Raw genomic sequence first — 25,256 nt, forward strand, 5'->3', positions numbered from 1 at the left:
ATGAAGACGCTACGCCAATACCGTACACTGCTTGGTTGGATCATGACCTGCCTGATGGCCGTCTGGATTCCAAGCCCCTATCTGCAGGGCGCAACCTTTTACTGGGATTCGGACGCAACCGCGGCGGGCAACAACGTTGACGGCACGGGCCTTGGCGGCACGGGCACTTGGGACACTACCTCGCTGAACTGGTGGGATGGCATCTCCACCGATCAGGCTTGGACCAACGGCACGGACTTTGCTGTGTTCAATGGTTTGTCCGGCACGATCACCCTGGGAGAGGCGATCAGCGCGGGCGGGCTGACGTTCAATTCTTCAGGTTACGTCGTCGACGGACCATTCACGCTGACCTTGGCTGCGTTGGCAGGGACGACCTCGCCGATTATAGCAGTCAATAATACTGGAAATGGAACCAATGTGGCCACCATTAGTTCTGTGCTTGCTGGCACTGCAGGCTTCACCAAAGCTGGCAACGGATCCCTGTGGCTTACCGGTAATAACACCTTCACCGGTGATATCTCCATCAAGAGCGGCAATCTCGTCATTTCAGACGCCGGCCAGCTGGGCATGGGCACGTCGGCCATTTCCATCACTGGCATCGCTCAAACGGGCAACCCGGGCTTCTCTGGCGGTGCCTTGGTTGTGCAAGGAGCCGCCACTTCGGCTTCTGGTGCAGGCGTTACGGTCAACCGCGAGATTTCCGTCTCGGGACGTGGTCCGGGCGCGGCGAATGCCACAGCGGGGTTGATCAGCGTCGGCTACAACACCTTTGCCGGTGGTTTGACGCTCGCCTCGGCTGCTTCAGAGGCACGTGCTTGGGCCTCACACGGCACCACCACCGTCAGCGGCTCACTTGACCTTGGGACTGGAGCCGCGCAGCTTCTGTATGGAAACGGCAACTGGATCATCAACCAGCCGATCGTCGGCGTCGACACCGCAGGGGACCGGTTCATCAAAACGGGCACGTTGATCGGCACCACTCTCTGGTTGAAGGGGACTAGTAGTACCTACGCCGGCACAATCCGTGTGGACAGCGGCACGCTGCGCGTCAACAACAACTCCGCGATCGGCATTAACACCGGAACGGGAACCATCGACTTGAACAACGGCACGTTTGAAGTGCGGACAGATGCCGCCGCCGGCTTCGCGGGACGCAATGTTCGCCTGCGCAACAATGTCACCGGCACGATCTTTGTGGATCACGACACAACGGGTGCGCTGGGCATCGGCTCAAACATTCAAAACCAGACCGTGACCCTTGGATCGCTGATCCGTGACGGGGGCGCTAACACCACCACCTTCACCTATAACAGCCGTAACGGAACCGGCGTCTCCTTCTCCAGCGCCCTGCCCGGTGCTGGAGACTACCGCGGGTGGTCTCTGAACAACACGAGCAGCGGCACGGTCACCTATATCGGCAACGTTTGGAATGCCAACAACGCCACAGCCTCCACTTTCACAGTTACGGGCAATGCGGAGTCCGTCATCACCGGGAGCGTCATCGCCTCGACGGGTGGGGCCCATGTGCTCACGAAGTCCGGTTCCGGCACCTTCACCTACGGTGGTACGGCGGGCACCTACACTGGTGCCACCAACATCAGCGCTGGCACATTGTCCTTTGCTGATCCTGGCGGGTTTGCGGCCAGCAGCCAGATTAACATAGGCAACGCTACAACCACAGCGGGAACCCTGACCTACACGGGGGCTGGTGCGACACTCAGCAAGAACATCCTGCTCAACACGACCACGGCCAACGTCTTCATCAATGCCAGTGGCACCGGGGCTTTGACGTATAACGGCACCATCCTTAACACCGTGAACGGAGCGCATACGCTTGTGCTCGGTGGGACGAGCTTAGATGACAACACAATCACGTCCGTGATCCCCATCAATACGACACCAGCTGCGGTGACGAGCCTTCAGAAAATCGGAACGGGCACCTGGGTCATCGCGCCCACGGCCAGCAACACCTTCACTGGCAGCACGACGGTCAGTGGCGGCACCCTCAAAATGACGGACGGGACGGCGATTGATGTCCTGCCTGACGCTGGCGCGGTGGTCTTCAATGTGGACACGTTCACCCAGGTGGCGGGCGGCACGTTGATTTACACCGGTGGTGCCAATTCGGAGACTGTGGGCGCGCTTACCAGCACCGCAGGTCACGGTATCGTCACTGCCGCCTCTGGAACGCTTACCTTTGCTTCCCTTGGCACCCGCACAGCTGGCGGAACGATCAATATTTCCAACTCAGGCACGGTCAACATCACGGGCACGTCGGGCTTCATCAACAGCGGACTGTTTTTCAATGGTGCTGACTTCGCCTACTCGGGTGCGGGCACCACGCTGCGTGCCGCCGTTTACGGCACGGATGCCGGGTTTGTCACCAGCGGTTCAGCGTTAACTGCTGCCAGCCACAACGAAATTACTGGAAGCTTTGCCACCAATACGATTGCGATCAACAGTCTCAAAATCAGCGGGGCGCAGACCTTGACCCTTAATGCCGCCCAGACCGTCACCCTTGGTCTGGCGGCGGGCAGCGGCATCATCCAGACGGGCGGCAGCGGTTCCATAACCGGCGGCACGGCTCTCGCGGCATCGGCGGCGGCCAATGATTTCTCCATCCGCGTGGATGGCGCGAACACGCTGACCATCAACACACCCATGACTGTCAGTACCGCTGGCCTTACGAAGAGCGGCGACGGAACGCTTGTCTTGGGTGGAGCCAACACGTACTCTGGCACCGTGCGTGTCAACGAAGGCAGCCTTCAGATGGCCACGGGCGGTTTGCTTGGCGCGACGAACATCGGGTTGGAAGTGCGCCAAGGCGCGACCTTTGATCTCGCGGGAATCAGCGTTGGTACGGTGGCTTCTGGCACAAACTCCGTGGATGCCCTTCGCGGAGCCGGCACTATCACCAACACAGGCGCGCTGGCGACACTGCGCGTCGGCAACAACAACACTGCTGGTTATTTCACTGGTGCGATCACTGGCGCAAACTTGAACCTCGTGAAAAACGGCTCCGGCGCCCTCTCGCTCACCAACACGACTTCCAGTTTCGGCACCCTGACCATCAGCGCGGGCACGGTCGCCTTTGCGCTGCCGGAAGGCACGACCACGATGAACGCGGGCAGCAACAGCCCCATCGGATTCGGGGCCACTGCCGGTGCGCTTGTCTTCAATGGCGGCACGCTGCAGTACACCGGCTCCAACGCCACCATCTTCTCCTCCACCCAGTCGCCGTCCTTCTCCACCGACCGCGAATTCACCCTCGCCGCCAACGGCACCATCCAGTCCTCCGGTCAGTACGGCAACAACGTGCTTGCCGCTGGCGCACAGAACAACGCGTCCATGATCTGGAGCAGCACCGCGGATGTCACCTTCAGCGGCGCGGGCACGAGGACATTGACGCTCGGTGGCAACTCGATCGGAGACAATGAATTCCGTCTTCATCTGGTGAACAACCCGAATGCAGGCGAGGCGCTCGCCCTGACTAAAGCAGACGGCGGCTTGTGGATTTTGAATCCGTCATCGGCGAACACCTACAGTGGGGCCACCACGATTTCCGGCGGTGCTTTGCGTGCCATTGACGGGGGCGGGCTGTCCTCGGGCAGCAACCTCGTCATCAATGGCGGCGTGCTGGAGACCAGCGGCACGTTCACACGCGCCTTGGGCACAGGTGCAGGCCAGGTGCAGTTGACCGGCGGTGCCTCCGGCTTTGCGGCAGCCACTTCGGACCGCCTTGTGGTCACGATCGGTGGTGGTGATATCACTTGGGGTGGCGCCACCTTCAATCCCACCAGTTTGGTGCTGGGTTCATCGACTTCCTTGGGTGAGACCGAACTCACCAACAATATCATCCTTGGCACTGCGGCGCGCACGGTCACGACGAACAATAATGGCAACACCGGCACCATGATCACCGCGGGCATCCTCTCTGGTGTCATCAGCGGTGGCGCGGGTGGTAACTTGAACAAAGCCGGCGGCGGCGTCCTCATCCTCGGTGATGCCAACACCTATGTCGGCAACACCCAGCTCCAAGCTGGCTCGCTGGTGGTGACTTCCATTGGTGCCGCCGGCGACACAGCCACCAGCTTCGGCACCAATGTCAGCGGTGGCACTCTCCAGCTTGGCAACGCCACTACGGGCACAGGCAACTTGGTGTACGTCGGTGCGGGAGAGACCACCACCCGTCTGATTCAGATCAACACCACCACGGGCAGTCCAACCATCGACTCAAGCGGCTCCGGTGCCCTGGTGCTCGCCAACATCACCAACAACATCGCCGGTGCCAAGACCCTCAACCTCCGCGGAGGCAATACAGACAGCAACAGGATCACGAGTGTTCTTTCCGATAATGGTGGCAACCTCACGATCACCAAGTCTGACGGCGGCGTGTGGATTCTCGACCCGACCGGCGCACAGACGCTGGCGGCTGCCATCAATGCCAACGGAGGTCTTCTTGGACTGACGGCCAATGCGATCGGCGCCGGTGGCATCTCAATCAGCAACGGCGGCATCTTTGCTTATGGTGGTGCACTCACCACCAGCAGGAATATCAACCTGGCCAACAATACGACGGCAGTGTTTGCCGGTCAGAACGCGATCACCATCGGTGGAACCGTAACCAAAGCAGCCGGCACTGGCGACCAGACCATCAGCAACAATCTTGAGGGGGGCGCGTTGCTGATTTTCAACGGCAACTTCATCAACAACGAAACGGCGGCCGCCACTCGAACCATCAACATCCGCGGTTTCGGCTCCACCGAATATAACGGTGTCATCGCGAACAACAGCGGCACCTCGCTGACCGCTTGGAGCATTGCTATCGCGAATGATGCGTCATTCACCTTCGGCGGGTCCAGCGCCAACACTTACACCGGGGTCACCACTCTTTCGCAAGGCACATTGATCCTGAACAAGACACTCGGCATCGCCCAGATAGGCACAGGCACCAGCCAGTTTAACTTCGGCGGTGGTGTTCTCATGTCGTCTGCGGGTGCGCTCGTCGGTGCAGATGCCCTTGCTAATTCTGTCTTCTTCACGGGGGATCCCGCCACCTTCGCCGGCACCAACAGCATCCAGCTCAGCGGTACAGTCACCAACAACGCTGGCAACCGCCAGGTGCTTAACAACCTCACTGGTCCTGCCACTCTCACCCTCAGCGGCACGGTGAACCTCTCCAATGACGCCACTGGTCGCACTTTGACTATCCGCGGGACGGGGGACACCACCATCAGTGGGGTTGTCACCAATGGCGGTGCCGGAGCTGGTGGCTTGGCTTTCTCCGGAGTGACTGGAAGCCTGACCCTGACGAATACCAATACCGCCACAGGGGCACTGACCGTTAACCGCAACACCACCACGCTCTCCGGCAACGGTTCATGGGCCGGCACCATCGCTCTGAATCCCACGGCCACCCTCACGCTCGACAACAGTGCTGGCAGCGTGAACCGTCTTGCGGACGCGAACGGTGTCACCGGCGCGGGGGGCATCCTTAATTTCATCGGCCACAGTGCCGGGAGCTCCGAAACTGCGGGCACTTTGACACTCAACAGTGTGCAGACCTACATCACGACCAACGCGCCGTCGGCTGGTGCCAACGTGCTGACCTTTGGGGCGGTGAGTCTCGCCAACGCCGGCTCGTCGCTCAACCTTCTGGGTGTTTCGAACCTTGGATCCAGTGGCACCGGCGGCAACCAGATCAAGTTCACCACATCGACCGGCCTCAATGCCAGCAATGGCGTTGTGGCCCGCGTCTTCATCGGCGGGGGAGATTTTGCTGAATATGATGCCACGAACGGCTTGAGGGCCTTCACCGGCTATGCCTCCGGCACCAACATCAACACTCCTGCCGCGACCGGTACCGTCAAGGTGACCAGCCTTTACACGGTGGACGACCTCACCGCGTCGAAGACCTTGAATGCGCTGTCCATTTTTGACACCACAGCACGCACCATCGGAACCGCTGGTGGTGTGGATGCGACGCTCACTCTCACCAGCGGCGGCCTCATCGTGAGTGGCGGCACCATTGGGACGCCCGTCAGTCATACGATCAGCGTTCCCCGGCTCAACGTTGGCACGAATGCTTTTTTCCAAGTGGAGCAATACACCACCCTGAATCTCAATGGTGCCGTCACCTCCGCCGCCAGCAACGTTGCCAAGGCGCTCGCCGGCACGCTAAACATCAACACCCGCCAGTTCTACTCCGCTCAGACCAGCCTGCTCAATGGTGTGACCAATCTGAATGTCGCGCTCAACACGCTGTTTCCGAACCAGACGCTCGTGCTGAATGATGGTGCCACCCTCGACCTCAATGGCAATGTGCAGTACATCGGCACCCTCTCTGATCCGGGAACGATGCCCGGCGCTGGCGGTATCATTCAGAGCACCGGCGGGACCGGCACCCTTGTGACCAACAGCGGCACATCGCTCTTCTCGGGGAACATCACGGGTGCGGTGAATTTTATCCGTCTCTCCGGCACCAGCGCGACCACCTTCACGATCAACAGCGCCCAGTCCTACACCGGTGTCACCACTCTCATGGGCGGCACGCTGGCGCTGGAAAGCGACGGCACACTCCTCAACACCTCCGCCATCAATATCAACTCGGCCACGCTGTTCCTGAGCAACAACAGCGGTCTGCAGTATCAGAACAACGACCGCATTGGTGACAGCATCGCGATCAACTTGCGCGATGGCACCCTCAGCGTCACTGGTCGTGTCAGCACCGCGGCAACGGAAACACTCGGCATAGTCACCTCCTCCCAAGGTGCCAACACCATCACCGCCACGGCAACGGCCGGCACCATCTACTCGATGGATCTGGCCATCGCCAGCCTGGTGCGTAACAGCAACACCACGGTGAACTTCACGGGCACCAACCTCGGCCAGCAGGGCCTCAATGCCCGGATCACCGTCGGAACACCATTGAACACCGTGCTAGGCGGCGCGCTGGGAGCGTGGGCGATCGCGAACAGCACTGATTACGCGGCCTACAATTCCGGCAATGGCATCGGCATCGTCGGCCAGGGTGGTTATGTGGGGTATGACGCAGCGTTCGGTTCCGGCCTGATCACCCAGCTTGCTGCCACGGCCAACACCACGACGACCCTCGCGGCGGGAACCACCACCACCGGCATGCTGCGAATCGCGAGTGCGTTTAACAACAGCATCGTCTTCACCAATGCCACCGATGTCCTGAACTTGGAGCAAGGCGGCCTGCTGCGCAGCAATGACAGCTTTGCTGCCAGCCTCGGCACCACCCTCGTCCGTGGTGTGCTCACCGCCGGCGGCACGGAAGGCGCTGTCGCGCGTGAGTTGGTGATTTACAACAATGCTTCCGGCACCACCGCACTGGCGGCCACCGGTACGACAACATCTGGATCACCGATCTTAACCACCGTCCCCTCCACCGCGAATCTCCTTCCGGGCATGACGATCACCGGCACCAACATCCCGGCGGGCAGCTACATCGTCTCGGTTGACGGCCCGAATCAGGTGACGATCAGCCAGAACGCGACCGGAAGCTCAAGCACCGTCGCCTTCACCTATGGCGCCAGCAACGTCATCGTGAACTCGGTGATTGCGGACAATGGCTTCGGCAATTCGGTGAACCTGGTCAAGTCTGGAGGGGGCGTTCTCGCACTCTCAGCGGCCAACACCTACACTGGCGGCACGATTGTCGTCCAAGGCACGGTAAACCTCATCAGCCCCGGAACTGGCGGCATCGCTTCGAATGTCGTCATCCCTGCAGGCGGCCTCATTCTGGGCGGCGCGAACATGACCATGCTCACCAATTCGGGCCAGATCGACCCCACCAACGTGGTCACCCTTCGCCGCGGTTCACTACTGACCTTGGTGGGCAGCAACACCCTCGACAGCCTCGTGTTTGAAAACAACGGAGGCATCGCCAATCCTCAGGTCACCATCGGCGCGGGCAACACCCTCACGCTGACCCGCACCGGTTCGCCCATCGTTTCCGTCACGGACATGGTCGCCACGACGGTGCCAACCATCAGTCTGGGCACCTTGGTGCTGCCCAACGCGGTTAACGAGTTCGCGATTGGCGGTCCCACCATTGATAGCACCCTCTATTCCACCCGTTTCGCGTCTCTCAATGTGACATCGGTCATCACTGGCACCGGCTCCATCAGCAAGACGGGCACCGGCGTGCTTCAGCTCTCCGGGCAGAACACTTTCAGCGGTGGCGTCACCGTTACGGCCGCCACCATTCCGCAAGGAACCTTTGGCGGCATCCTGCTCGGGGCGAACAGCACGCCGACGGGTGTGAGCGCGGGAACGGGCGTGTCGGCGAACGTCATTGCCGGCCCGGTCGGTTCTGGAACACTCACGATGGGAGCTGGCAGCCAGATCCTCGTGGATGCCAGCCGCACGATCGCCAACCCCGTGGTCTTCCAAGGGGATCCGATCTTCGACAGCACGGCCAACACGGTCTGGACCACCACGCTCAACGGTGCCATCACCCTGCCGGACACTGCCACTGTCACCATCAATGTGCTCAATCCGAACCTCACCGCCGCGCTCGTCGGCCCTGTCAGCTACGGCGGCAGCACCACGGCCATCGTCAAAGACGGTCTTGGAAACCTTAACCTCAACACCACCGGCTTCAGTGGCTCGATCACTCTCGCCGCCGGCGGCTCTCTTGGCATTTTGAATGACGGTGATGGTGATGTGCAGAACGAGACCATTGCCATCGGGGCCATCTCGGGCCTGTCTCAGCCCGCGACGATGACCATTGGCCGCGCCGGCCAGAGCGTCCTCTGGAACCAGGCGATCAACAAGATCATCGCTCCGTCCAGCATCTCCAGCGTCGCTTCCGGTCTGACGCTCACCAACAGCAACCAGTACCAACTCCTGGTTTCCCAAGCGACCACGCTGGACTCCACTGTCGTCGGTGGCGTCGCCTTCAGTGTCTCAACGGCCAGCAATTCGAACATCCTCGACGGCCTCGTCTTCAGCAATGTGGTCAGTGGCGGAGTGACAGGCGCCTCGAATGTCGTCTTCACCAAGGCGGGCGCGGGCACCCTGGGCCTGACCAACAGCGGCAACACCTTCGGCGGCAGCAGCGCGATCATCGACGTGACGGGCGGCATCCTTTCGGTGACCAGCAACGGTGCCCTTGGCGACACCTCCAATGTGGTCCGCCTCAGCGCCAACTCGGCTACCCAGGGCCTGCGTTTTGCCAATGACGGCGTGACCACCGCCTACACCCTGACCGGTCGCACCATCAACCTGAACGCCGCCTCCGTGGGCATTGATGTGACCGCCGGCACGACGGCCACAATTGACACAGCCTTCACTTTCAGCGCCGCGACCAATGCGCTGCAGAAGAACGACCTGGGCACTTTGGTCATCGATGCCAACAACTCCACCCGCACCGGAGTTACCAACATCGCTGGCGGTATTCTGCTGGTTGATAACGCCAACGATCTTGGCACAGGGGCCGTTCAAATTGCGTCATCGGGGTCCGGTATCGGAGCAGCGTTGTATCTTGATGGAACAACACCATTGACGTTTGCCAACGCGTTCAACCTGAACGTGGCGAACGGTGCCGGCATGAACAACACGGGTGTGTTGTTTGTTTCTGCCGGTACGGTGGACGTGAACGGACTGATCACCCAAGGATCCGGGAATGCCGGCACCTACGGTGTGGCCAGTGGTGCCGTTCTCAACATCAACGGTGGCGTCACGAGTGCCAACAGCATTGCCTTCAACGCGGTGGGCACAGGTATCATCAACCTCAATTCCAATGTGGGCAGTGGCGTGACCCTTACCAAGATTGGAACCGGCACCTTGAACATCACCACTTCGCAGACCATCAATCCCTCCACCGGCATTGTTGTGACGCAAGGCACACTGGATGTCAGCGGCACGGGAGCGTTCTCCACCAGTGCCACGACCAGCATCACGATTCAAAACAACGCCTTGCTGAATGTGAGTGACTCGGGAACGCCGACGAACCGTTTTGTTGGCACGCGGACCATGTCTATTGCCACGGGCCGGTTCACCTACACGGCCAACGGTGGTGCAGCCTCCTCCCAGGCGTTTGGAACTCTGACATCCGCTCATGGCGCGAGCACGATTACGTTGAGCAATGCGCCTCAGACCAACAATGCAACGCTGACGTTCTCCGGCCTCGCCAGCAACGTCGTCAGTGGCGGTTCAGTGCTGACGTTTAACAGTGCTGAGACTTTCAACGCCACCACCAATCGAATCATCTTCTCCACCACGCCAACCCTGACCAACAGCATCATTCAGCGTGCGGTGGTCACGGACGCCACAGGCACGAACTTCGCCACCTACAACGGATCCGGTGGTTCGGGCAACATCCAGGCATTCTCAGGCTATGCAGTGAGTGACGGCACCGGCACCGGCACGGACGTGACCTTCACCAACATCAACGGCGGCACGGCCTACGGCATCAACGCCTCGAACGTCGGCGGCGTGGCATCCACCGCACCGACCTACAATATCACCGGCGACACCGCTGCGCTCAGCAACCCCGGCCTGAACTTCCGCCAGATCAACGCCCTGCGGATCGAGGGTGCGAACACCGACGTGATCTTCGGCGCTTCCGGCGGTGTCCAACTCGCGCTGGTCTCCGGCAACCTCATGGCCGTTGGCACCGGTCAGACCATCGGGAACGCGACGCTGGTCGCTGCAAATTCGGCCCCGACCATTTTCTTTGGAACCATCAGCAACACGAACAGCCCGATCTCGGCCTCGGCTCCCGCCTTCGGCTCGGTGGAAGGCGGCATCTTGGTGGACACCGGAGACGACCTCACGGTGAACGCCTCGATGTGGAATACTGCCAACGTCACCAAGGGCCTTGGTGGCGACCTGACTTTCGCCACCAAGCAGTACTTCAATGCGGGCGGCAACTACTTCACGATTCTGGGTGGCACGGTGACGCTCGACGGCGGTCAGAACACCCTTTGGCAGGGTGGGCAGGGCAGCGGCACGCAGGGGCAGAGTTTGTCGGTCGGCCCGGGGGCCACTTTGCAGCTCAACGGCAACAGCCAGATGGTGGGTGACTTGCGCTCGCCCAACGGCGTCGCCTTCGCAGGCAGCGGCGGCACCATCATCAACGGTGTGGCTGGCACGGTCACCTTGATCAGCGTGAACGCCAACAGCGCCTGGGGCGGCAACATCTCCGCAGGCACGGGCGCGATCTTCTACAATAAGGCGGGTGCGAACACCCAGACGCTTTACAGCGACAACACTTACACCGGAGCCACACTGATCAACGGTGGTGCGCTCACGCTCATTGATGAGGGCCGTCTCTCCGGCACATCGGGCATCACGGTGATCAATTCCTCGTTCACAATGAACGATGCCGGCACTGTAGCGAATGACAACCGTGTGCCCACCGTGCCCGTGACCTTGCGCGGATCGGCCATCAGCTTGGTCGGACGTGATCTCTGGAACACCACGGAGACTTTAGGCAGCCTTACCCTCAGCCTCGGCAACAACAACATGAACGCCTCCGCCGGTGCCAACGGTGCCGTGCGCTCGGCCGAACTTACTTTCGGAAACGTCTCCCAAAGCAACCAAGCGGTGATCAACATGAACGGTGCCAGCGGTCAGATGGGCACGACGGGCCGGATCATTTGGGCCAACGGCTTGTCCCACCTTATTAACGGCATCATTCCTTGGGGCTACAATGGTGGCAGCGATTTCCTCAGCTACGTGACTCCGACCGCCGGCAATGATGCGGGTGGTGTGGGCGGGCTCAGTGCTGCGGGCTATCAAGGCTTTGACGGGTCGATTCTTCCCTTGGTGTCCAATCCTACGGGCAACTACACCACGAACCTCACGACCATCGCACTGCCTTCAGGCGGCTTGAACATCAACGCTCTGCGCACACAGGCCTCCGCGACTCAGTCCATCACCTTTGCCGCGAACTCCGATTTGCTCAACCTGACGGCAGGCGCCTATCTGAAGAACTCCGCGTTCAACACCACCTTTGGTTCCGCATTGGACAATGGGCGGCTCACGGCGGGTGGCACCCTCGGTTCCGGCGTGTTCGACTTCTACTTCACCACCCATGCCGGCAACGCGGCCAACTCGACCACGATCAACTCCCGCCTCGTGAACAATCCGAACGGGGCCGAGGTGCGCATGGTGTTCTCCCAATATACCTCGGCGCCCACAATCCTGACCAACGGCCTGAACAGCTACACCGGCGGCACAACCGTCAACGGTGGCGCTTCCTTCGTCGGTGGGCTCGATCTCAGCGTCATCGGCGCGGACGGCACGACTGGCAACTCTGCCATCCCGCTCGCCACGGTGGCTGCCGATTCTCTCGTCGTCAATTACGGCACCGTGCGCCTGCTGGCCGCTGATCAGATCCACTTCGGTATCGCCCCGGTCCTGAATGGCGGGGGCATCATCAACCTCAACAACTTCAACCAGACACTTGCCGGGCTGACCATCAACAACGAAGGCGGCACCAATGTGGCCGGCATTACGACTGGCACAGGCATCCTCACCTTGAACGGCAACATCACCGCCAGCTCCGGCAACGTGGGTGCGGTCGCCGCCATCTCGGGTGCGGGCAATAACACTTCAGCGGCTGCCATCGCGGCAGGCGGCACCATCGCCGTCGATTTGAACGGCTCGACTCGCACTCTGACCGTTGATCCGGTCACGGTGAACGGCAACAGCACCATCGCCAATGTGACGCCGACGCTGAACATCAGCTCCCCGATCGGCTCCTCCTCCAATAACGGCACCACCGGCCTCATCAAAGCAGGCACCGGGCTGCTGCAGCTCAGTGGCGCAAGCCTCTTCGGCGGTGGGGTGAACGTGCAGGCAGGCGGTCTCGCCGTGGGCGGCAGCACGAACGTCACCACCCGTGACGGCGTCACCGGCTTTGTCAGTGCTTTCGTCAGTGGCCCTCTCGGCACCGGTGCGCTGACCATCGGCGCGGCGGGCACCTACCTGACCTCGACAGGCGCGAACACCTTGAGCAACGAAGTCGTCCTTGCTGGCACACAGCTCACCCTGAAGGGCACCAACAGCCTCACGCTCCACGGCAACAACGTCACGTCGACCCTGCTGGGCAACACCACAGTCACAGTGGATGCGCCGCAGGCCATCCTGACTCTGAACATGGTGCTCGATGACGGCGGCAATAACTACGGCATCATCAAGGAAGGCCTCGGCACCCTGATTCTGGGCAACAACAACACCTTCACCGGGGGAGTGACCATCAACGCCGGCACCCTGGCCCTCGCCGGACTGAACGGCAGTTCCACCGCTCCCGTGTTTACGGGCACAACGGTCACCATCGACAACAGCGGCATGCTCTCCCTCCTCAACAGCGGCACGGGCAGCAACGGGCTCATCTCCTACGCCAACGACATTGTGGTCAGCGGTTCCCTTCCGGCCAATCTTCACATCGGCAACAACGGCACGAACACCTCGAACACCATCGAGGTCGCCAACCTCACCCTCAGCGGCGGCCAGATCCTCAACATCAGCGGCCAGAACAACTACAGCCTGCGCCTGCTCAATGTGATCGGTGACACTGCCGACAGCAACGCTCCTTTGATCAACGTGGCCGCAGGAACCTCGGTCATTGTGTTCAACTACTCGGGCGACAAGCCTGTCAATATTGGTCAGGGCACCTTGGTGTTCCCGGACATCGTGAACATCGGCACCACCACCACCCTTCAAGGCGGAGCCGCCATCGTCCTCAACGGTTCCTACCCGCTCAGTGTGCAGAACGCGGTGCTTACCGGTGCCAACATGTCGAGCTTCGGCTACACCAGCGGCGGATTGAACGGCAGTTTCGCATCTCTGGCCACCGCACCTGCGGCGGTTGTCAGCCAGCAGGTGGCCGGCATCGGCTTCTCCGGCTCCAATGTTGTCACAAACCTTCTCGCCGATGGTGGTCTGTCCAACCGTCCGGTCAATTCCCCTGGCACCTTCGCCAACGGCGAAGCCGCCTTCGCGGGCTTCCTTGAAGTCACCACGGGCGGCAGCTACACCTTCCGCGGAGCCTCCGACGACGGGTTCACCCTCTTCATTGACGGCAACGCGATCTCCAGCGACGCATTCGGCCACGCAATCACCGATGCGACGGCTGTCACCACCACGCTTTCGGCCGGCTATCATTCGATCGTTTACAAGGTGGCAAACGCATCCGGTGGCGGTGGCTATCGTCTGCTTTATTCCGGTGCCGACACCGGCGGCAATGTGCAGACCATTTCGCCGAACAAGCTGTATTACACCACCGCCGCTCCGACTGCCGCCAATGGCTTCAATGGCGCCGCGATCATCAACAATGACTACTCGATCGCGGCGAGCACCTCGGCCACAATCGACACCTTCGGCACCCAGTTTGGCGCGGTGATCGATCCGTCCAAGACCTTCACTCTGGGCAACAGCTCGGTGCTCAACATCGTCAACGGCAGCAACGGCAGCTTCGGCACCGGCTGGTTCGGCTCCGCCGCGCCAGTCACCATCGGCACGGGTGTCATCCTCGCCACCACGAACACGGCGACGTCAGGAGCCGGCACGCTGAACCTCATCGGTGCCATCACCCAGAGCGGCACGGGCCTCGTGACCGGAACCGGAACCAGCGGCGCGCTCATCAAGACCGGCCAGGGCACTTTGATCCTGGGCGCTGACAACGCCACGGCGGGCACCTTCACCGGCGACCTCGCCGTTCAGAACGGCACCCTTCTGCTCAATCACGCGGGTGCGCTGCCCTCGGGGTTGGTCACGGTCAGCGGCACCACGCTCGCCGCCCAGGCTGCCGCCACGACGAGCGCGGGTTCGACCGTCATTACCGGCATCACCTCCACGGCCTCCATGCAGCAGGGCATGGCTGTGACCGGCACGAACATCCCCGCCGGCTCCTACATTGTCAGTGTGGACAGCGCCTCGCAGATCACCATCTCGCAGAATGCCACCGCTTCCGGCGCCATCACCAACCTGGTGGGCAGCACGAGCGGCATGCTTGATGTCAATGGCTTCAGCATCAGCCACGACCTGACCCTCAACGGCGGCGGCACTGCAGCGCTGGCCACGAACTTCAAGGGTGCTCTCTGGAACAGCAGCGCTACGGCGGCCACCATTTCGGGTGCCCTGAACCTGGGCAGCAACACCTCCATTGGCGGTTATGGTGACCTGATCCTCAGTGGCGCCGTAACCTCCGGCAGCGGCTCGACCCTGACCAAGACCGGCACGAACACGCTTACCTTGGGCGCGGACAACAGTGCAACGCTTGCCGGTCCGATCAGCGTGGCTCTCGGCACTCTGAAGCTGGGCGATGCCGGTGCCCTCGGCACCACTGGCAGTGGCACCACCATCGTGAGCGGCGCAGTGCTTGATCTCAACGGCTTCTCCATTACCGGCGAAGGCCTCACCATCGCAGGCGCAGGCTATGGCGGTTCGGGCACGCTCACGGGCTTCGGCACCGTCAGTTCCCTCGGAGCATTGATCAACTCCTCCAATGCGGCTGCGACCTGGTCTGGAACTGTGGCCCTCTCTGCCGCCACAAGCATCGGTTCGAACCGCGTCAACGCCACCTCCGGCGTGGTCACGGCGGGGGACATCACCATCACCGGCGTCATCAGCGGCAACCAGACCCTCACCAAGGTCGGCAACAACACTCTGACGCTCACAGCTGCGAATACCTTCGACGCTACCACCATCAATCTTGGCGCGATCGTCGTCAGTGGAGCAGGCACGCTCGGTGACGCCGGCACGGTCACCTTGAACGGCAGCACCTACACCGGCCTTGTGGCGGGCACCCGCCTTACCCTGGACAATTCCTTCACAGGCAAGGCCCGTCTCGGCGGTCGCCCGGTGACCATGAACGGAGGCGAATTGGAAATCATCGGCAACAGCGGCACGGCGGTGAATGAATTGTTCGCAACCGACCAGCAACTGAACATCAACGTGGGCTACAACGTGATTACGCTGGACAACGCTGGCGCAAACCTCCGCATCACCACTCAGGGAGTTGGCACTTTTGAGCGTGCCAACAATGCCACCGCCTTCGTTCGTGGTGATCTCCTCGGCCAGGGCACGGGTGCGACGAACACCAACATCCTCCTCAACACCACCACGGCCCAGACGAACTTCCAGACAATTGTCGGTCAGACAGCCACGAGCGGCACCAACACCCGCATTTATTCGTGGGCGATCGGCGACATCTCTGCCACCAGCGTCGGCACCAGTGCCACCACTCAGTTCCTGACTTACGACAACACCAATGGTCTTCGTCCCCTGAATGCCGGCTCGGAGATGTCGACCACCTTTGTGGCCAATGCCAACGTGCGGCTCACGGGTGCTCTGAACTCCGGCGCCGCTGCCACTGGCATCTCATCCAACAGCATCAACTCGCTGACCTTCGAAAACAGTGGTCCGTTCACCATCAACACCTTCCGCAACCTGCAGATCGAGTCGGGCGGCATTCTCGCCAAGACCAGCTCCAGCATCACCGGTGCGGGCACCTTCACCACCACCACCCAGAGCACCAACCTGAACTTCCACGTTTACGGTTCGGGCACCATCCTCACCATGGATGTCGCGATCGGTGGACGCGTGGCCCCGACCTCCGGTGGCCTGACCTTGGACGGCAATGGAAAACTCCTTCTCAATTCGACGACCGGCAACAATTACACCGGCCTTACCTCGCTGAACCTCGGCACCCTCGAGATTGCCGCTGCCGCGCCGGACACCAACCCGCTGTTCTATCGTTTCGCCACCTCCACCATCAACACCACCGGCACGGGTGACAACGATGACGCCCTCGTGATCACGGCTGGAGCGACGCTCGAACTGAACGGCAACTCGCAGATCTTCGGAGATCTTCTCGCCCGCACCAGCACGGTGGGCAGCGGCGGCATCATCAACAACGCCGGTTCCAACGCCACCTTCATCACCACGGTGAACACCGCGCGTGACTGGACCGGCCAGATCAATGGTGATCTGAACTTCATCAAGACCGGCGGCACGCAGTTCAACATGCGCGACAACAACCAGTTCACCGGCAATCTGACTCTCATGGGCAGCATTACCGCCCTGGTCGATCAGGGCCGCCTGTCCGGCATGGGCGCGGGTGACACCATCAGCATCCGCAACAGCCTCCTGCGCTGGGATGACTCAGGCATCCAGGGCATGAGCAACCGCGTCGCCAGCGACGTGGCCTTCGAACTCGATGGCGGCGCCTTTGAATACATCAGCCGCAGCGGCACTGTGGGCAGTGTTACTCTGGGCGACCTGTCCCTCGTCGGCGGCAGCTCCATCCTGCGTGCCAACCCGGGCAACACCGGCATCGGCCAGGCCACCGTCAATCTCGGCGGCACCTTCACCCGTTCGGCAAACTCCACCCTGACCTTCGTCTCCGGTTCCGGCATGGTGGGGGCCAATCCATTCTTCATTGCCACAGACGCCGCATTGAACACCAACACCAACGGCATCCTCGGCGCCTGGGCGCTGGTGAACACTTCGGATGGCACGACAGCCAGCGGCAATCTGGAATTCGCCACCTACGAAGCTGCGGGTGGCATCCGTGGCCTGAATCTGCTGGAGCAGACCACCACGCTGGCTGCCGCGGGTGCGACGAGCAATGTCCGCTTCAGCGGCACGCAGACGGTGCTCGGCGGCGGGCAGACCATCAACACCCTGACGCTGAACGGGGCGGCTTCCACGGTGAATTTCGCGTCTGCCTCCGACACCCTCACACTGGCCGCCGGTGGTCTCCTTTCCGGCTCCGACAACAACGCGCGCACCATCGGCTCCACTGCCGTCCGTGGCGTGATTACCACGAGCGCCTCGGAGTTCTTCATCCATAACGGCGCCAACACCCTGACCATCCATTCCGAGATCACCGGTGCGGGAACTCGTCCGGTCTTCACATCGGGTGGCACGACCGGTGGTGCCACCATCCGTCTGACCAACGCCAACACTTACGCCGGCGGCACGGCCTTCTCGAACGGGGTGATCCTCCTCCTCGACAACCAGACGGGCTCGGGTCTGACCATCACAGGCGATCTGACCATCACCGGCGGAGATGCCAACGGTGGCGACACCGGCTCGGTGGCGAACTCGACCACCCGCATCCTCGGCAACCAGCAGATCGCTGACACCGCCACCGTCACGGTCCGCGGTGGCGCGGCCTGGGATCTGAATGGCTTCAATGAAACGATCTCCAAGCTTGTCTTCAACTCGCAGGGCGGTGTCTCAGGCGGTGCCGCGGTGATCACCGGCATCGGCACGCTGACCCTCACCAACACGCTGGACACCATCAGTGCCACCAGCCTTGACGATGTGCGTGTGATTCCGACCCTCAATGGTCGCCTGATCCTGCCCTCCACGGCCACGATTACCGTGGCCCAGGTCGCGGGTGGTCTCACCGCAGTTCAGGGCACGGCCGGCCAGTCCAACGAGCAAATCGGTCTCGCCATCAACTCCAACATCACCAGCAGCGGCACCCTCAACAAGGAAGGCCCCGGTGTGCTGCAACTCGGCGGCTACAGCAACCAGATCCTCAACATCAATGTCAACAGCGGCACCTTGGTTCTTGGCACGAACACAGGCAGTGGTGCGTCGAACTACGCCAATTCCACGATCAACCTGACCAATTCAGGCTCGACCCTCGACATGCGCGGCAACAACAACGTCGCGATTGGCACCATCAGCGGCGTTGCCGGTTCCATCATCAAGAACTTCAACCCGCTGGCCGCCAGCACCTTGGTGACGGGCAACAGCACCAACGGCACCTTCGCAGGCACTTTCACCAGTGACTACACTTCTGGATTGCTGAATGTGACGAAAATCGGCTCCGGTGACTGGACGCTCACTGGCGACAGTTCCACCAACCTGCTCGGCACCTTCACGATTCTCGGTGACGCCGTCGTTCTGGACCAGGCAACCGGTCAGTTGGGCTTTGTCACCACCAACCTTGGCAAAGGCGGCGTGCTCACCCTCAATGGAGCGAATGCTTTGACCAACCGCCTCGGCGGCAATCAGTCCATCCAGTCAGGCGCGGCTGACCGCGTGTTCAACAACCGTGGTGGTGTGCTCAACTATCAGGGCAGCAGCACTGGAACCGTCGTTGAAACGCTCAACACCGTCACCAACGTCGCCGGCGAGAGCCAGTGGAATCTGACTTCCAACGGCAGCTTCCAGACCCGCATCACCCTCGGCACCATGTCGGGCCAGAGTGGAGCCAACCAAGGCTCGCTCATCCTCAACGCAGGTGCCACGGGCACCCTCGGTGGTGGCGCGGCTGGCGCGAACCGCGTCAACGTCATCGCCTCCACGCCGACACTCGTCGGCACCAATCCGGCGGTCAGCGGTTCGAAGACCAACGGCATCCGCCCTGACATCATCGGCATCGACAGCAGCAACACCACGGGCGCCTTTGTCACGCACGACGCCAACGGCTACCGCCTGCTGACCTCGTCAGAGTACCAGATTCTGCCCACGGGGCTCGGGCTCGGAGCAGTCCTCCCAGGCACCACTCTCAACGCATCTGGAATCGTCACCCTTGCCGACGTCACCGGCTTCGTCATCGGCCAGAGCCTCGGTGCTGCGGTCAATGGCATTCCCACGTCCGCCACGATCAACAACATCAACGTCGGTGCCAACCAGGTCACCTTTAGTTCCAACGCCACCAGCACGGCCGTTGGCCGCTTCAACTTCATTGTGCCCACCACGGTGAACGCCCTCGCAACAGGTGCCACCAACGTGCAGCAGGCCGTCACGGTGCAAAGCCTCACGCTGAACAGCGGCGGTGGCATCGCCTATTTTGGCGGTGGCAATCTCACCTCGACCAACAGCCCGAACGGCCAGTTCTATGGCCTGAACGGTACGCTCAACACCTTGACCATCACCAGCGGCGGCATCATCGCCAATTCGGGCAACATTGGCTTCAGTGGCGGCACGATCGCCGCAGGAAACAACCCGGTGCACTTCCATGTGTTGGGTGCTGCCACCACCATCACCATCAGCAGCACGATCCTCTCAGGCACCGGAGGCATCGTGAAGTCTGAGGAAGGCATCGCGGTTTTGAATGCCCGTAGTTACAACTCGGGTGCCACCACCGTGAATCAGGGCACCCTGAAACTTGGCGCCGGGTTGGGGCTGAATGCCCTGCTGGTCACCCCAACCGCCACCGTCGCTACGGTTGCTGACCTCAACGTGAACGGCGGCATCTTCGACCTCAACGGCAACACCCAGGCGGTTCGCAGGCTTACCAATACCACGCTGAATATTTATGCCAATGGAGCTGGCACCGTGACCAACAGCAGCGGCTCCACTGCCACCTTGCTCGTGGTCCAGGATAATGCCGCCATCACCTTTGCGGGCGACATCAACGGCGGAAACATCAACTTCGAGAAGCAGGGATCCAACAACCTGACCCTCGTAAGCGCGAACGATCTCGGCACGGGCACGCTGACTGTGCGCGGCGGCAGTGTGATCCTCCGCGACAGTGGCGCCCTTGCCTCGACGGGAACGATTAACCTGACCTTCGGGGGGCTGACTCTGGACAACACCGGACTTGGGATCAGTTCGACACGTATCGGAACGAATGCCATTGCCATGACCGGCGGTACGTTGTCCGTCCTGGCTTCCGACTTTTCTGACTCTCTGACCCTTGGTGCGGTCACGATCAATGGTGGCGCCAATGTCATCCTCAATCAGATCTTTGGCACTGGGTCGGCTTCCGGCTCCAGTTCAGTGGTGACGATCCCAAGTTTGACCCGCGGCAGCGCCGTCCAGTCCACCATCAACTTCACCACCAGTGGTGGCAACCTCGGTGGCCCGGTTTCCACTCTGGTGAACACCGCCAACACCGGCATGCTGAATCAGGCCGCCAATCCGCAGGTCATCATCGGTTCGGCGCCGACGCTCACCAACAGCATCATCGGCGGCTGGGCGGTCGTGAACGGCTTTGACTGGGCCGGTTACCTTGCCGCGCCCGATGCAGTCACAGGCGCGTTCGGTGTGGGTGCCCTCAGTACCAGCATCAACGGCACCACCCCCTTCGGCAACTACGCCAACAACCTGACCAACGGTACCGCGACGAACAACACGTCCGACAATGCTGATCGCAACGGTCTTCTATTCCGTGCTGTCAATTCGGTGGCGATTCGCAGTACGACCGCCACCGCATCCGTCACCCAGAACCACACCGGCCGTGATCAGCAGGTCAATGTGCTGACGGGCGGCATCCTCACCAGCAACAACGGCCAGGCAGTGAACTTCCGCATCGGCTTCACGGCTGGTGCCGTGGCGAACTCAACGCTCTACGCCTACGCCAACAACGGCACCACGACCTTTGCCGGCAAGATCTCAGACAACCCGCTGGGAACCGTGAACTTCGTCAAGTCGGGCGCAGCGCAGGTGAACTTGGTTAACTCCGTGATCAACACCTTGGACCTCACCCCGAACGGCGGCTCAACCATCACCACGCTGGGGGCGGGCAGCACCGCCGGTCTTGTGGTCGGCATGCTTGCTCCGAACGTCATGACCATCGGGGCCAACAACTACATCACGAGCATCCTTTCCGGCACGACCTACACGGTCGGCGTGAACACGGGCGCGGGTTCCGGCACTGACACCGACGGAGCTTACGGTTACCCTGTGGCCCAGGTCCTTTCCGGACTGACACTGACCAACAGTTCAAACACCATCACGGTTCCCACCGGCACCAACATCATGCCGGGTGCCACGGTCTTGGTGGCTGTTGGCGGCACCGCCACTGCGGGCGCCACCGGCCTCACGGTGGTAAGCGTGGCCGGAAACACCCTCACGCTCTCCGGCAGCTACACAGGCACCACTGGCACGAGCACTGTGGTCTTTGGTCCTGCCTCCGGGGCGGTCCTGCGCTCACAGCCTGCCTCAGGCACATCCGCCAGCACCACGGTCAACGTTCTCTCGGCCACCGGCATCCAAGCCGGCATGTTCGTCAGCGGCGCCGGTATCGCACCTGGAACCACGGTCAGCAGCGTCTCCGGCAACACCATCACGCTCTCCAACGCCACCACCGCTGCGGTGAACAGCAACATCTCCTTCAGCCCTGCGCCGGTTGGTTTGAGCGAATCAGGAGTGGCCCTCACCGTCGCGGGCGGCAACACCATCACCGTTTCAGCCGCCAACGCACCCGGCATCTACGCCGGCATGAGCGTGACAGGTTTCGGCATTGCGACCGGCACCGTGGTCTCCAGCATCAGCGGCACCACTGTCACTCTCTCGCAGAACACGACCGCACAGCTCACTGGCTCCAGCAACACGACGACTGTCACCTTCGGTGCCCAGCTCACCAACTCCGCGACCTCGCTTCTCGCGCGCGGCACGACCACGGCTAACAGCTCCACTGTCACCGTCGGCAGCACCCAGGGGCTCTATCCCGGCATGAGGATCACCGGCACCGGTATCCCGGCCAACTACGAGATCACCGGCATCTTGTCCTCCACAACTTTCTCCATCGGCCCTATTTCCACGGGTGCGGCTACTGGCACCGGAGTGACTGCGGGGACCAACAACTTCACGATCACTGCTCCGAGCGTCCTTCCGACCTATGCGAACGCCTACAGTGGCGACACCGTCGTGAACCAGGGCACGTTGCAGATCGGCAGCAACAGTGCAGGCACGGACGCAGGTGCGATCCAGGTTCCCGGCAACCTGATCCTCAACAACGCCAACGCCACGCAGAACACGAACAACGGCACGATCGCCTCCACCAGCAACGTGACGATCAATGGGGCCGGCACTCTCACCTTGGTCGGCGGAAACACATTGGGCTCCATCACCTTCAATGGAACGGGGGCCGCCTCGAACCCCACCGTCACCGGTGGCACCATCATTGTGAATGGTGCGATCACTTCGGTGAACGACAACTACGCCAGCACGCCCACGATTGCCTCGATTCTTGAGCTCAGTGGCGCAAATCAGACGATCACCGTCGACGGCGTGTCGCCGATGGGCCTGTCCATCACCGGCGTGGTTCAGAACACCATGAGCACCACACCGGCTGGTCTCATCAAAAACGGCACGGGTTCCCTCGTGCTGACGGCCGCGAACACCTTCGACGGCGGCGTCCAGCTCAATGCGGGCACCTTGATCGTGAACAATGACGCCGCCCTCGGCACGGGCGCGCTGACCATTGCCAACGGCACCACGCTGCAGTCCGGCACCGCCATCCGCACGCTGAGCAATGCGGTTACGGTCAACGGCAACTTCACCTTTGGCGGCACCGCCAGCACTCACGGGGTCATCCTCAGCGGAACAGTGGACCTCGGTGGCGCGGTTCGCACCGTCGCCGTCAGCGGTCCGCAGACCACCAGCACTCTGAGTGGTGTCGTGAGCAATGGCGGAATCGTCAAGACCGGCAACGGCATCCTCGTGCTGAGCAACGCTTCCAACTCCTTCACCGGCGGCGTTACCGTCAGCGGCGGATTGCTGCAGATCGGTTCAGCGACCGCCATCTCCTCCGGCAATGCGCTCTCCGTCCTCTCCGGAGGCACGCTGAACCTGAACAGCAACAGCCTCACCGTTGCTTCCCTCGCGGGCGACTCCGCCACCCAGGGCGGCCTCATCACCAGCTCCGGCACCACCGGCACGGTGACCGTGACCGTGGGAGATGCGAACGACACCGGTTTCGGTGGAGCGATCACCAACAACGTGGGTTCCACTCTGAACTTCGTGAAGGTGGGTGCTGGCACACTGACGCTCGGTGGCCCGAACAGCTACAGTGGTTCCACCACGATCAACCGCGGCACCATTGCCCTGGCGGCCGACAACGCGCTGCCTATCAGCACTGCCGTCACGATCAATGAGACAACGGCGGACGAGACCGCGCTGCTGGATCTCAACGGTTTCAGCAACTCCATCGCATCGCTCACCTTTGGTGGGACGGGTGCCACCAGCACCAGCACCAACAATGTTTCGATCGGAAGCGGGACGTTGAACCTCTTGGGCAGTGTGACTTACAACGCCACGAACAATCCCCTTGGTTCCACCATCTCCGGTGCAGGAGGAGGCGTCCTTTCTCTGGGCGGAACTGCGGCAGCGGCTGTGGCGCGCACCTTCTCTGTCGACGACAGTACAAGTGCCACCGAGGAACTGACAGTGACGGCGGTTGTAGCCAACGGCACAGGCAGCGCCGGTGACAGCGTGGTCAAGACCGGAACCGGCACCATGGTTTTCGCTGGAGCTAACACATACACCGGCGGCACTGCGATCAATGGCGGCTTCCTTCGTGTGGACAGTCTTCTTGCCTTGGGCACCACCGGAACGATCAGCTTCGGCGGCGGCTGGCTGCAATATTCGGCAAACAATCAGGTCGATTACTCCAGCCGGTTTAGCACGGCAGCCAGTCAGGCGGTCAAGATCGACACCAACGGACAGAACGTGACCTTCGCAACCGGGCTGACCAGTTCTGGTGGCACGCTTGCAAAGGCGGGTGCCGGCACCTTGGTGCTGACAGACGACAATACCTACAATGGTTCCACCACTGTAACCGGAGGCACGCTGCAGGTTGGCGACGGGACCAGCGGCCAGATCAGTGGCACGGGGCAGGTATCCGTGTCGGGTGCCACCCTGTCGGGTGCAGGTAGCATCGCTGGCAGCACCATCATTGGCAGCGGCAGTGTTCTTGCTCCGGGCGTGGGAGACACCACCACCAGCAACAAGACGCTGACCTTCACCGCTGCTTCCTCGACGCTGACGGTCAATGATGGCGGCAAGATCGAGCTGAGCGTCACAGCACCCACTGCCCAGGCCACCGGTGTATTCTATAACGGTGTGTACAATGCAGGAGGCAACACCTACGCCAACGCGTCGCTGTATCTCCAAGGCAGCGGCTCCGGTGATCTGACCACCTGGAACAGCGCGACACCTGGAAACCACGACTTCGTCAACCTCGGTACCGGCAGCCTCTCCTTGGGAACGGGCACGGGAACAATCACCGTCCTGAACAATGGCTACTCCACTCCCAGCTATGGGGATGTGTTCAACCTGATGGACTGGAGTTCGTTCAGCGGTGGGTTCCAAGCAGGCGGCGGCTTCACCAGCGGTGGCACGTATAACGACTTTGTCCTGCCGGATCTCAGCTCCTTCAACCTCGCTTGGGACACCAGTGCCTTCACCACCTACGGCATCCTCGTCGTCGTTCCTGAGCCGTCCCGCATGCTGCTTCTGATGTTCGGCATCCTCGGTCTCTTCTTCCGCCGTCGCCGCCGTTCCGGCATCTGCTGACTCGTTTTCTC

General features: G+C 61.5%; 1 protein-coding gene. It reads left to right on the forward strand.

Translation table 11 applies throughout. The annotated features are described in order from the left end of the window. Positions 1–25,245 (forward strand): autotransporter-associated beta strand repeat-containing protein, encoded by a 25,245-nt coding sequence (locus tag KDL09_RS12560; protein WP_294385450.1) that lies wholly within the window; start codon positions 1–3, stop codon positions 25,243–25,245. Positions 25,246–25,256 lie beyond the last annotated feature (11 nt).

Source organism: Prosthecobacter sp. (assembly GCF_020439865.1).
Classification (GTDB): Bacteria; Verrucomicrobiota; Verrucomicrobiia; order Verrucomicrobiales; family Verrucomicrobiaceae; genus Prosthecobacter.